A 13,097-nucleotide genomic window follows, 5' to 3' on the forward strand; every position below is an offset into this window, starting at 1 on the left:
GGACGCGCACATCCGCAAGAAACGCGCACAGCCAACCGCGCCGCCAAAGCGCGCAGGTGGCGGCAATTGAGGTGATGGTCGAACGTGAAGATTGGTGTACCGAAGGAAGTTTCCGAGGGCGAGGCGCGCGTCGCCATGACGCCCGACAGTGCCGCGCAGTTGCAAAAGCTGGGCTATGACTGCGCGATCGAAAGCGGCGCGGGGCGGCTGGCCGGGTTTGCCGATGCCGATTACAAGGCCGCGGGCGTCGAGGTGGTGAAAACCGCCGCCGCGCTGTGGAAGGGCAGCGACATCATTGCCAAGGTGCGCCCTGCGACCGGCACTGAGCTCAAGCGGCTCGTGAAGGGCCAGACACTCATCAGCTTCTTCGATCCCTCGGGGAATGATGCGGGAATGGAGGCCGCGCGCAAATCCGGCGCCAGCGTCATCGCCATGGAAATGGTGCCGCGCATCAGCCGCGCGCAAAAGATGGACGCGCTGTCATCCATGGCCAATATCGCCGGCTACCGCGCCGTGATCGAGGCCGGCGGCAACTTCGGACGTTTCTTTACCGGACAGATCACGGCGGCGGGCAAGGTGCCCCCCGCGCGCGTTCTGGTCATCGGCGCGGGCGTCGCGGGCCTTGCCGCGATCGGCACATCCACGTCGCTGGGCGCGGTCACGCTGGCCTTTGATGTGCGCCCCGAAGTGGCTGAGCAGGTCGAAAGCATGGGCGCCGAATTCGTCTATCTGGATTTTGACGAGGCGCAGGACGGCGCGGCAACGGGTGGTTATGCGTCCGTCTCCAGCCCCGAATTCCGCGAGGCGCAACTGGCCAAGTTCCGCGAGCTGGCGCCGGATATCGACATCGTCATCACAACCGCCCTGATCCCGAACCGCGAGGCGCCCGAGCTTTGGACCGAGGACATGGTCAAGGCGATGAAGCCCGGATCGGTGATTGTCGATCTGGCCGCAGAAAAGGGTGGCAACTGCAAGCTGACGGTGAAGGATGAAAAGATCGTCACCGAAAACGGCGTCACCATCATCGGCTATACCGATTTTCCCAGCCGCATGGCCGCGCAGGCCTCCAGCCTCTATGCCACCAACATTCGCCATATGATGGCCGATCTGACCCCCGAAAAGGATGGCCAGATTCATCATGACATGGACGATGACGTCATCCGCGGCGCCACCGTGGTCCACGCGGGCGAGATCACCTATCCGCCGCCGCCGCCCAAGGTGCAGGCGATCGCCGCCAAGCCGAAACAGACCGCGCCCGCCCCCACCGCTGCGGAGCGCAAGGCGCAGGAGCTGGCCCTCTTTCGCAAGCAGACCAAGACGCAAGCCACCCTTCTGGCCATTGGCGCCGCAATCATGCTGCTGATCGGCGCCTTTGCCCCCGAAAGCTTCATGAGCCATTTCATCGTCTTCGTGCTGGCCTGTTTCATCGGGTTCTCGGTCATCTGGGGCGTGTCGCATTCGTTGCACACGCCGCTGATGGCGGTGACGAACGCGATTTCGGGCATCATCATCCTCGGTGCGCTCCTGCAGGTCGGCTCCGGCTCGTGGCTGGTCGTGCTGCTTGCCGCGGTGTCGGTCTTTATCGCCAGCATCAACATTGTCGGCGGCTTCCTCGTGACGCGCCGCATGTTGGCGATGTTCCAGAAATCCTGAGAGGACAGCATTAATGACACTCGGAATCGTATCCGCGGCCTATATCGCGGCAGCCGTCCTTTTCATCCTGTCGCTGGGCGGGCTTTCGGGACAGGAAAGCGCCAAGCGCGCCGTCTGGTATGGCATCATCGGCATGGCCGCCGCGGTGGTGGCGACGGTGTTCGGCCCCGGCATAGGCAACTGGTTCATCATATTGGTGATGATCGCGGGCGGCTCGGTGCTGGGCTGGTATGTGGCCAAACGCGTCGAAATGACGGAAATGCCGCAGCTGGTGGCGGCGCTGCATTCCTTCGTCGGCTTGGCCGCGGTATTCATCGGCTTCAACGCCTATCTGGAGCTGGAATCGGTGCTGGCGCTCAAGGCCGCGATGCCTGCGGATGCAGGTGACGCGTGGTGGGCGCGGCAGGGGCTGACCGGCTTTGCCGAAACGCTGGCGCATAAAACGGGCGTCGAGCGCACGATCCTGCGCGCTGAAGTGTTCCTCGGCGTCTTCATCGGCGCGGTGACCTTTACCGGATCGGTCGTCGCCTTCGGCAAGCTGGCGGGCAAGATCACCTCCAAGGCGGAAAAACTGCCCGGCGGTCACGCGCTGAATGCGGGCGCGGCGGCGCTGTCGCTGCTGCTGATGATCCTATTCATGCAGGGCGCGGGGGTGTGGACGCTGCTGCTGATGACGCTGCTCGCGTTCTTCATCGGCTACCACCTGATCATGGGGATCGGCGGGGCGGACATGCCGGTGGTCGTGTCGATGCTGAACTCCTATTCCGGCTGGGCGGCGGCGGCGATCGGGTTCTCATTGGGCAACGATCTGCTGATCGTGACGGGCGCGCTGGTGGGCTCCTCGGGCGCGATCCTTAGCTATATCATGTGCAAGGCGATGAACCGCTCGTTCATCTCGGTCATCCTTGGCGGCTTCGGCAACACCGCCGGCCCCGCGATGGAGGTCGAGGGCGAGCAGGTGGCGATTGATGCCGATGGCGTCGCCAACGCGCTGAACGAGGCAGAAAGCATCGTGATCGTGCCGGGCTACGGCATGGCCGTGGCGCAGGCGCAGGGCGCGGTGTCGGATCTGGTCACGAAATTGCGCGCCGCCGGAAAATCCGTGCGCTTTGCCATCCACCCTGTCGCGGGGCGCCTGCCCGGCCACATGAACGTGCTGCTGGCCGAGGCGAAGGTTCCCTACGACATCGTCATGGAAATGGACGAGATCAACGACGATTTCCCGCAAACCGACGTTGCCATCGTGATCGGCTCGAACGACATTGTGAACCCCGCCGCGCAGGACGATCCGAACAGCCCCATCGCGGGAATGCCGGTGCTGGAAGTGTGGAAGGCGAAACAGGTTTTCGTGTCGAAGCGCGGTCAGGGGACGGGATATTCGGGCATCGAAAACCCGCTGTTCTACAAGGACAACACCCGCATGTTCTATGGCGACGCCAAGGAGTCGATCACGTCGCTGTTGCCGAAAATCGAGTGAGAACTTCGGCCAATCAATCGCGTCGGCGCTCCGACCCGGCGGCGGTCAGTGCGGATAGCCGAAATCTTCGATCACGCGCCAGATGTCGCGGCTGATCTGGCCGAGCTCGTCGATCGCGGCGATGATCCCGTCGGCGGCGGACGCGTCCATCGGAACCACGTGCCCCATCTTCAGACTGTCCTTGCGATCGGCGATGCGCATCAGGATGGTCCGCGGGTTCGCGCCCTCGCTGTCGAAGGCATAGATGCAGTGATTATAGCGGTTGCGCAGGGCTGACTGTTTTTGGATGCGCGCGGTCAGGGACAGCAGGCGCTTGCGGTCCGCCGCCTCGACGCGGGGCAGTTTCGACAACCGCTCGACCAGATCAAGGCGCGCGCGGGCGGTGTTCAGCGTCAGGAAAACGATGGTCGCGGTTTCCTTGTCCATCGCGCCAAGGCCGGCGATGATGTGGATCAGGGTGCTTTCGGTGTTGGACCACGCGTAATTCAGCTTGCCGATCAACAGCAGGAACGTATCGAACTCGGGGGCCGGGGCGGTCATGATTTGCGTCCCGGCGTCACATTGGGATTCGACAGGTACCACAGCGTCGCCTCGGTCCGGTTGCTGACGCCCAGCTTGGTGATGATGTGGTGCATGTGCAGTTTGACGGTGTGCTGCGACAGACCCAGATCCTCGGCGATGATCTTGTTCTGCTTGCCCGCGGCGGCCGCGCGCAGGACGTCGCATTGCCGCGCGGTCAGGCGGACGTCGTGAAACGTGTCCGCACTGGCGGGCCTCGTGCGCGACGGGCTCTCGCTCACCCCATTCATCAGATCGGCGGGAACATAACGCTCGCCCCAGACCAGCAGGCGAAGGACAGACAGCCAGCGATCCATCTCGGTCCGCATCGGAAGGAAACCGATAGCGTCGCAGCCGGAGAACCGGGACGCCTCTTCAATCAGGCGCCGGGCGATGTCGGGATTGCGATAGGCCAGTGCGAGCAGGCATTGCGGAAATGTCCGCCGGAGCGTGCCGGCCCAGGATTGCAGTTCCGGCAAGAGGCATTCGTCCACCGCGACAAGCCGCACGTCGGCCGCCTCGACGTCATCCAGCGCAAGCAAATCCGAAATTTTCGGCATGCGGCGGAACGTGATGCAGGGGATCTGCTCGATCGCAAGGTTGATCGCGGTGTCCGAGAAAACCATGGCACTTCCGATGAAAATGCCCTCCGAATTTCGCTGCGCGCTAGTGCGATTCTGTGCCATATCGTACAAATTTCTTTCCAGGTTCCAAATACGTCCACAACAGCAGACCCAACCCGTAAATTCCGACCCCCAAGCCGGGGCGGCGTTTAAATAACGAACGTGGATTCTCGCTGCATCGGGCAGTACGCGACCCGATCAGAACGTCTGATTACCGTGTTAATTCAGCGGTAAGCACGTCGATAAAGTTACTTAACTACATTCAGAGTACCACATTCACGGGCGAAAGTCTGCTCAATGCTCATCATGATTCTGATTCTATATTGACCTTCCTAAATCTTGCACTAACTTGCGTTGCCCAAAATTAACTATTGTAACTAGTCCCTTTGATAGACTGGGGCAAATATCCATTTTATATCAGCATCTTACAGGCATGCGTGGAGTAGTTACTTTGTGCAGCTATCGCGTTAACCACTGTTGACCGACGATTAAAGGGCCGCAGAAATCTGCCGCGGCGCAAGCAAAAACCAGCACATCCAACCGGATCCTCACTTTGATGAGTAACTGGCATCTGAACCTGTTTTGCAGGGTCCGGGAGAGGTGTGCGCGACGAAAAAGGGGGGACTTCACACGAACACATCAGGACAGGTGCGCTTTCGCGGCGCCGCAGCGGCCCAGGCCGTTCGGGCAATGACCGACGCGCAGCCTGCCATACCAATTCCTAATCAACCGTAAACATCATCTGACCGATGACCGCTTTTAACAGAGTGGCGGTCCATCAGATGTCTTTCAGGAGATACCGAAATGGGTACCAAGAACACATGGAACAGCCTCAATTTCTGGGGCGGCAATGGCAGCTCAAGCCAGGATCAGGACCAGGATCAGCACCAGGGCCAGGCGCAAGCCGAGCTTCAGGCGCAGCTTCAGGGCCAGGGCCAGACGCAAGCGTCCCACAGTGATAACGACAATAACAACGGCAATCACAACGGGAACGGCAACGGGAACCTTAACGGAAACGGGAACCTCAACGGCAACGGCAACCTCAATGGCAACGGCAATCACAACGGTAACGACAATGGCAACGGCAACCACAACGGGAACGCCAACGCCAATGCCAACGCCACGTCGAACGCCAATGGCAACCTGAACGGCAACGGCAACATCAATGCGAACGGCAACCTGAACGCCAACAGCTCGCACACCGATGTACATGTCGGGGTCGATATCGGCATGCAGGGATGGGTGCCGACCGATGACGACTTTGCCGATATCGACATGGAAGGGTCGACAGCGGGCGATTTCATCATGGCCAAGGGCAACATCAGCTACAGCCCCGGCGATGACATGAACCTCGATGACATCCTGAACGACGCGCTGAACGGCGCCGGAAACGATTCGGCCACCGTCAACGCGCAGAGCAACAAGCTGGTCGACAACGATCAACTTGGCAATGTCTCCAACAGCGGCACCATGTCCCAGACCAACACCTCCAAGGGTGGCACGGCGACGTCCGATGACGGCATCGCCGCAGGCGCGGCCGGCGGTAACGGCGCCGGTACGGCCAACTCCACCGGTGGCGGAGCTCTGGGCGGTCTGGGCATCGGCGGCGCAGCAGGTGCCTTTGGCGGCGCCAGCGGTAGCGGCGGCGGCGCGAGTGCTACGGGCGGCGCCGGTGGCAACGGCGCAGCGGCCAATGCGGTCGGGCTGGGTCTGGGCCTTGGCGGTGCGAGTGCGGGTGCCGGTGCAACCGGCGGTGACGCTGGCGATGCCGGATCCATCGCGGCCGGTCTGGGCGGCGGCACTGGCCTGTCAGGCGCGGCTGCCGGTGGTGGCGACTCGGGTGATGCCGGCGGCATCGGCGCGGGCGTCGGCGCGGCTGGCGCGGGTGCGGACAGCTCCAACACTGGCGACGCAGGAGCGATCGGCGGCGGTCTGGGCCTTCTGAACCTGGGCCTTGCGGGCGCTGAAAACGGCTCGACCGGCAATTCGGACGCCGATGCGCTGGGCGCAGGCCAAGGGATCGGTCTGGGTGCCAGCGGTGACGGCGGCGGTGCGGGCGCATCGTCCGGCGGCTATGGACTTGGCCTTGGCGAAGCCACCTCCGGTGACGCCACAGGCGGCGCCGGCGGCGGGGCCCATGGTCATGCGGACGCCATGAACACGGCAACCGGCTCGGGCGGGTTCAACAGCGCCTATGCCGGTGACGGTGGAAACGGCGCCGGCGGACACGCCCATGCCGGCTCCTCTGGCGATGCCTTCGGCGGTCAGGCCTATGTGGGCGGGACCTATGCCGGCGGCGGACGTGCCGGTGATGCCGGTGACGCCTTTGCAGGCGGCGGCGGTGCTGGCGGCAACGCCGGGATGTGGGGTTCGAACAACGGTGACGACGGATTTGTCACCGGCGAATCCTTCGCCTCGGCCGCGTCGCAGATCGACACCAGCGCGTTCAACCAGACCGTGGTGCTGGGTGCGAACGTCCTGGGCAACACTGTCGATATGACAGTCGTCGGCGGCTCGTTCAGCTCCAGCTACATCGGCGACGATGGCGACGGTGCATAAGCGCTAGCGTAAAGAACACCGGGTCCGGCACATGCCGGGCCCGGCATTTTCATCACCGGATGAAGATCATTCAAGGCTCGCAGGCGACTGCGCAATAAAGACAACAGAACAACCGGGGCAGGCAGCCAGATATTGTTGAAAGCGGGGCTGCGATGACGTTGGACCAAGTGACCGAAATGGTCGCTCACATGATCGGGATTTTCCACCTCGATACCGAAGATCAGCGCTTGCGCGACGAGTATGCCTCATTCAGGGCGCTCGACGTGAAATCACCGGACATTGATCCCGTCTCCCCGATATCGTTTGCCTTCACGTCGCCCTACGAGCTGGGCGATTTCGCGCCGCGCCTTGCCTATGCGGACAGCCCGCCACCTGCGCCGCCGCTGGAGCCGCTCTGGCCAAACCGACCCTATTTTGAAAACCCCGTTCAGATTGGCATCGCGGCCCCCGCCGACCTGCCCGTGGTCAAGGCGCTTTACACGCAGCCCATCAGCGGCGGCGCCGCACCGGCTTTTCGGCTGGAGCCGCCCGGCGCCGTGGCGGTTGTCACGCTCCAGATGGCGGTGCTGTTTGACGATGACATCATCCTGATGGGCGACGGCCTGACGACCTTCGTCGATCCTGCCGTATATCTGGAGGCCCTGGGCGCCTACCACGCCCATGCCGAGGGCGTGACCGCGGGGCTCGGCGCCGATGCCCTCATGCCCGGACCGAACGCGCAAGCCAGCGCCATTCACCTGCACAGCCTGATTGGCGCGTTCGACGGCAGCCAGATGGCGACGACATCCGAACACACGGCGCATGGCGCGCAGGCCTTCGGCACCGTCCAGAATGGCGAGGCGGCCACCGATCTGGTCCGGCTGGACGACGTCATGCCCGCCTACCTGAAGGCCAAGGCGGGCCGGGACGGCGACGAGGAGGGCGCCGCGGCGCCCGATCCTTTTGCGGGCCTTGCGAAAAGCGACGCGCCACTGCCCTACCGGCCCGATATCGACGCACATAACCTGGTCGTGGCGGGCGGCAATTCGATGGTCAATCAGGTTGCCATAAATTCGGCGTGGCTGGATGCGCCCGTCATCGCGGTGATGGGCGATGTCATTCATCTGAACGCGATCATGCAGACCAACCTGATGGTCCAGCATACGGCGGGCGCCGCGGGCGGCGTGATGCCCTCGGCCAGCATCAACAGCGCGGCGATGTCCGTCGCCTCGTCGCTGGCTCCCGAGGAGGGGGACGAGCCAGACGGATCGGGCGCGCCGACGCTGCCGTCCAACTGGGCGGTCACGCGGATCGAGGGCGATCTGATCGCGCTGAACCATGTCAGCCAGTACAGCTTTCAGACCGATCACGACCGCGCCGAGATAACCTTTGGCAGCTCGGACCTGTTTCTGGGTCTGGGCGACAACACCATCGTCAACCTGACCACCCTGTCGCAACTGGGCTTTGGCTATGACCTGATAATCGTCGGGGGGGCGATGATCACGGTCAACTGGATCGATCAGGTGAACGTGCTGCTCGACAATGACGCGATCACCTATAGCGGCGCGGGTATTCTCGCGGGTGTCAGGGCAGGCGACAACCTGCTGTTCAACGGCGCGCAGATCACCGGCATCGGGCTCGATCAGTATGGCGAGATGTCCGCGCCTTTCGCCGCCGCGGGTGAAAGCCTTGCGGCGGGGGGGACCACCATCGACGCGGACGTGGCGCGCGACTCGCTCTTCGAGGGGGTCGACCTTCTGAGGGTTCTGTACATCGAAGGCGATCTGACGACGGTCAACTGGCTGGAGCAGACGAATGTTCTGGGCGATTCCGATCAGGTCCATCAGGCGCTTGGCGAGTTTCAGACCGCGACCGGCGCCGCCGCCGAGATCATCACCGGCTCGAACGCGCTGATCAACCTGGCCAGCATCACGCAGTTCGGCACCGATTCCGCGGTGATGGTAGGGGGCGAGGTCTATGACGATGCGCTGCTTTATCAGGCCGAGCTGATCGACACGGACGCCGATCCCCTGGGCACGCAGATGCCCCCGCTGACGCCCGGCGCCGTCGCCTTTCTGGCCGATGGCATGCTGGAGCCGGACCTTCCACAACTCGACACTGCGATCACGCCGACGCCCGCCGAAGGCCATGCATCGCCTGACCTGATGCAAACAATGCTCGCCTGAAAGGACGCCGAACATGAGCCTCGACGACATCAAGACAAAATGTGCCGCCAGCCTTGCACCCGACGCCGATACCGGCGAGACCGCGCGCCGCGCCGACCCACTGCCTCCGCTGAATCCGGGGCAGCCCGTCAAGGACAAGGCGGATGCCGGGTTCAAGACCAGTCGGCTCGCACGTGGACTGGGCGGCGACCAGATCGATTCCGATAACGGCCCGATCATGAAGGTCGGCGGGGGCGGCAAGCCGCCCGGCAAGGCCGGTGATGGCGGCGGCGGGGGCGGCGGAGGCGGGGGCACACCGGGGTTTCACAAACGCGCGGGGCCGGACCAGTTCGTTCAGCAGCTGAACAAGGGCGTCTGCGTGGTGCGCCGCAACCTTGCCTTCGTCATGGTGCTGACCTTTGCGACCAACATGGTGGCGCTTTGGGGGCGCGACACGGCCAGTTCGCTGACATCGCAGGTGCGCGCGCAGGACCGCAACATCATCTGGGCCGCGGTGTCGCGCGGGGCGCGGCTGCTGACGCAGATCGCGATGCTGGGCTGGGGCGCATACCTTGCGATTCAGGGCGAGATTACCGGTGGCATGGTGATCGCCGCCTCCATCATCGCCGGACGTGCACTGGCCCCTATCGAGGGTGCGATCGAAGGGTGGAACGGGTTCATCCTGTCCCGCTCGGCCTTTGACCGGATCAAGGCGCTGATGCACAACTCGGTCCAGCGGTTCGAGAAACTGCGCCTTCCGAATCCAGAGGGGCGGCTGAATGTCGAGCGGCTTCTTTACGTGCCCGGCGGCACCAAGCAGGTCATCCTGAACGGGCTGACCTTCAGCCTCAATCCCGGCGATTCGCTGGCCATAATCGGCAATTCCGGCGCAGGCAAGACGACGCTGGGCAAGATGCTGGTCGGGTCGATCCTGCCGACATCGGGCAACGTGCGGCTGGACCTGATGGACCTGCGCAACTGGGACACCCGCCAGCTGGGCGAGAATATCGGCTATCTGCCGCAGGACGTGCAGCTGTTTCCCGGCACGATCAAGGCCAACATCGCCCGTATGCGGATGGGCGCGCGCGACGAGGATATCCACCGCGCCGCCCTGCTGGCCGATGTGCATGACATGATCGCGATGCTGCCCCACGGCTATGAGACTCAAGTGGCCGCCGACGGCTCGCCCCTGTCGGGCGGGCAGAAACAGCGGATCGCGCTGGCGCGTGCGTTCTTCGGCAACCCCCGCTTTCTGGTGCTGGACGAGCCGAACTCGAACCTTGATGCCGCGGGCGATCAGGCATTGGCCAACGCGATCCGCCACGCTGGCGAGAACGGCATCACCGTGGTCGTGATCACGCAAAAGCCGTCTTTGCTGAGCGTCGTGGACAAGATCATGCTGCTTGCCGACGGCAACCTGGCGCTGTTCGGCCACCGCGCGCAGGTGCTGGAGCAACTGGCGCTGAGAAAAACGGGCGGCGGCGGCAATCTGCCCGGCCGCGCCCAGCCACAAGGATGAAATGATGTCTGATCTTGCGCTCTATACGGCCCCCAGCCAGTGGTATGACGATGTGCCCCGCTCGGTGTCCAAGCTCATCATATTCGGTATCGGGCTTTTCGTGCTCAGCTTCGGGGGCTTCGGCCTTTGGGCGTTCAAGGCGCCGCTTGCGGCGGCGGTCATCTCGCAGGGCAGTTTCGTCGCGACGGGGCGGAACAAGATCGTGCAGCATCTTGAAGGCGGCATCATCAAGCAGATCCTCGTCTCGGAGGGGGACAAGGTCACCGCCGGGCAGCCGCTGGTCCTGCTGGATGAAACCTCGGCATTGGCCACCGAACGCGAGCTGTTCCTGCGCCAGATCCGGCTTGAAGCCATGGAGGCGCGGCTGCTGGCGCAGCATAGCGGCGCAAGCACCCTGTCCTTTCCGCCGCAGATCACCGAGCTGCGCAGCGATTTTGACATCGCCTCTATGCTGGACGCGCAAACCATCACCTTCGAGGCGGCGACCCAGCAGCTGCGCAACGATATCGTGCTGCTGAGCCAGAGCATCGAGGCGCTGCGCGTCCGCTCGGCCGGGTACGAGCAACAGTTGACCGCCGCGCGCACCCAGAAGGCCATTCTGCACGAAGACCTTGAGGCCAAGCAGGCGCTGCTGGAAAAGGGTCTGGTGCGAAAGGCCGATGTGAACACGCTGCGCCGCGCCATCGCCGAGGCCGAGGGCCAGATCGGGCGCCTGACGGCGGAAATCGCCGAGATCGTCGAAGTGACGCGGCGCTATGACGCGCAGATCGCCCAGACCACCAGCGAGCGGCAGAAGGCGGCGCTGGACGAGCTGCAACTGGTCCAGTCCGAGCTGGAAAGCGTCCGCGAACAGGTGCGCCGCGCCGAAAGCGTGCTGGTGCGCGCCGAGGTTCTGGCGCCCGTGTCGGGGACCGTCATCCGCCTGCATTACCACACCCCCGGCGGCGTCATCGAAAGCGGCAAGGCGATCGCCGAGATCCTGCCCTCGGGCGAGCCGCTGATCATCGAGGTGTCGGTACCCCGGACCGAGATCGACGTCGTGCGCGAGGGGCAGGAGGCCACCGTGCGGCTGACCGGCCTGAACGCGCGCACGACTCCGATCCTCGTGGGCAAGGTGTTCTACGTGTCCGCCGATGCGATCATGGACCGCAGCCAGGAGGCGCCGCAAGAGATATATGTCGCCCGCGTCTCGGTCAGCCCGACCGAGCTGAACCGCGTGCGCGGCTTTACCCCGACACCCGGCATGCCCGCCCAGATCATGATCCAGACCGAGGAGCGCACGTTCATCCAATACCTGATGAAGCCCGTGACCGACAGCATGACGCGCGCCTTCCGGGAACAGTAAAGCGCAGCTTTTCCCGCCCGCTGGCGCCAGCGGGCGCCTTAGATGTCGGCGATCTGCGCCTTCAGCCGGTCCATCATCGCGTCGCACTGCCCCAGTTGCGCGAGCGTCACGAATTCATCCGCCTGATGCCCCTGCCCCTCCATGCTGCCGGGGCCGCAAACGACCGCCGGGATATCCATGGCCGCGAAAAACCCGGCCTCGGTGCCAAACGCGACCTTGGTCAGATCGTTCGAGCCGCAAAGTCCCGCAACGCGCTGAACGGCGGCGGAATCGGGCGCAATCTCCAGTCCGGGATAGGTGTTGGTCACCTCGATATCGATCCCGACCTGCCCGCCTTTATCAGCAAAAGGCGCGGTGATTTGGCTTGCCACGCGCGCCACTCGATCCTGAAACGCCTGCAGGCTGTCGGCAGGAAGATGGCGCAGCTCAAAGTCGATCTGTGCCGCCTCGGGAACGATATTGAGCGCGGTGCCGCCCTGCATCCGGCCTGCGTGGGTGGTGGAGTAAGGCACGTCATAGGCGGCGTCCCGCACGCCGGATACTTCATACTCGCGCTGGATCTCGCGCAGGGCGGTGATGAAATCGGCCCCCAGATGCAGCGCGTTGACATAGCGCGGCGCCAGGGCCGAATGGCCCGCAATGCCCCGGCACGTCGCGCGCAGCGCGGCCTTGCCCTTGTGGCCGGTGGCGGGCTTCATCATCGTCGGCTCGCCCACGATGCACAGCTCCGGCGCCCAGCCGAGCCTCGCGATATCCGGCATCATCTTGCGAATCCCGAGGCACCCGACCTCTTCGTCATAGGAGATCACCAACATCAGCGGCGCGGCCAGCGCGCTGTCGCCCACCCGCTGCGCCAGCGAGAGCATCGAGGCCAGAAACCCCTTCATGTCGGTGGTCCCCCGCCCGAACAGTTTGCCGTCCTCCCGGGTCAGCTCGAATGGCGGGCGCGTCCATGCCTGCCCCTCAACCGGCACCACGTCGCTATGCGCCGACAGCAGCACACCCCCCGGCCCTTGCGGACCGATGCGCGCGGCCAGCCCGCATTTGGCATCATTTTCCGGATCGGGCATTCGCTGCGTCGTAAACCCGGCGCCGTGCAAGAGGTCTTCGGCATAGTCGATCAGCGCAAGATTGCTCTCGGCGCTGACCGTGGGAAACGCGACCAACCGCGCCAGAATATCGAGCGTCGTCCTGTGCGGCGTCATTGCGCGGCCTGTTC

9 protein-coding genes are annotated in these 13,097 nt (G+C 64.0%); 6 read left to right on the plus strand and 3 right to left on the minus strand.

Annotated features, from left to right (window positions below; all coding sequences use genetic code 11):
• Positions 1 to 84: 84 nt before the first annotated feature.
• Entirely contained in the window at positions 85 to 1,653 is a 1,569-nt protein-coding gene (locus DC366_RS07500) for a Re/Si-specific NAD(P)(+) transhydrogenase subunit alpha (RefSeq protein ID WP_108691574.1), read from the plus strand.
• Between the two features lie 13 nt (positions 1,654 to 1,666).
• Positions 1,667 to 3,130 carry an NAD(P)(+) transhydrogenase (Re/Si-specific) subunit beta gene (locus tag DC366_RS07505; protein WP_108691575.1) on the plus strand — a complete coding sequence of 488 codons (1,464 nt, stop codon included), beginning with the start codon at positions 1,667 to 1,669 and terminating at the stop codon, positions 3,128 to 3,130.
• Positions 3,131 to 3,175: 45 nt separating this feature from the next.
• Here DC366_RS07505 and DC366_RS07510 read toward each other — a convergent pair whose 3' ends face one another.
• Together DC366_RS07510 and DC366_RS20250 are read right to left on the minus strand one after the other, a co-directional pair.
• Positions 3,176 to 3,670, minus strand: a complete 495-nt coding sequence (locus DC366_RS07510; protein WP_108691576.1) for a hypothetical protein — start codon at positions 3,668 to 3,670, stop codon at positions 3,176 to 3,178.
• Positions 3,667 to 4,314, minus strand: a complete 648-nt coding sequence (locus tag DC366_RS20250) for a helix-turn-helix transcriptional regulator (protein WP_243405069.1) — start codon at positions 4,312 to 4,314, stop codon at positions 3,667 to 3,669. The genes DC366_RS07510 and DC366_RS20250 overlap by 4 nt, the downstream gene beginning before the upstream one ends.
• Positions 4,315 to 5,115: 801 nt before the next feature.
• Between DC366_RS20250 and DC366_RS07520 the strand changes: the two genes are divergently transcribed.
• From DC366_RS07520 to DC366_RS07535, 4 genes are all read left to right on the plus strand, one after another.
• On the plus strand, positions 5,116 to 6,870 hold the full coding sequence (locus DC366_RS07520; protein WP_165802870.1) for a hypothetical protein: 1,755 nt from the start codon (positions 5,116 to 5,118) through the stop codon (positions 6,868 to 6,870).
• Positions 6,871 to 7,022: 152 nt separating this feature from the next.
• On the plus strand, positions 7,023 to 9,035 hold the full coding sequence (locus tag DC366_RS07525) for a type I secretion protein ATPase (protein WP_108691578.1): 2,013 nt from the start codon (positions 7,023 to 7,025) through the stop codon (positions 9,033 to 9,035).
• Positions 9,036 to 9,048: 13 nt separating this feature from the next.
• Positions 9,049 to 10,533, plus strand: a complete 1,485-nt coding sequence (locus DC366_RS07530; protein ID WP_108691579.1) for a type I secretion system permease/ATPase — start codon at positions 9,049 to 9,051, stop codon at positions 10,531 to 10,533.
• Between the two features lie 4 nt (positions 10,534 to 10,537).
• Positions 10,538 to 11,878: an HlyD family type I secretion periplasmic adaptor subunit gene (locus DC366_RS07535; RefSeq protein ID WP_108691725.1), complete on the plus strand. Its 1,341-nt coding sequence runs from the start codon at positions 10,538 to 10,540 to the stop codon at positions 11,876 to 11,878.
• 38 nt (positions 11,879 to 11,916) lie between these two features.
• Here DC366_RS07535 and argE read toward each other — a convergent pair whose 3' ends face one another.
• Positions 11,917 to 13,083, minus strand: a complete 1,167-nt coding sequence (gene argE / locus DC366_RS07540) for an acetylornithine deacetylase (RefSeq protein WP_108691580.1) — start codon at positions 13,081 to 13,083, stop codon at positions 11,917 to 11,919.
• Positions 13,084 to 13,097: the final 14 nt, after the last annotated feature.

Origin of the sequence: Pelagivirga sediminicola (assembly GCF_003072125.1) — a bacterium.
Classification (GTDB): domain Bacteria; phylum Pseudomonadota; class Alphaproteobacteria; order Rhodobacterales; family Rhodobacteraceae; genus Roseovarius; species Roseovarius sediminicola.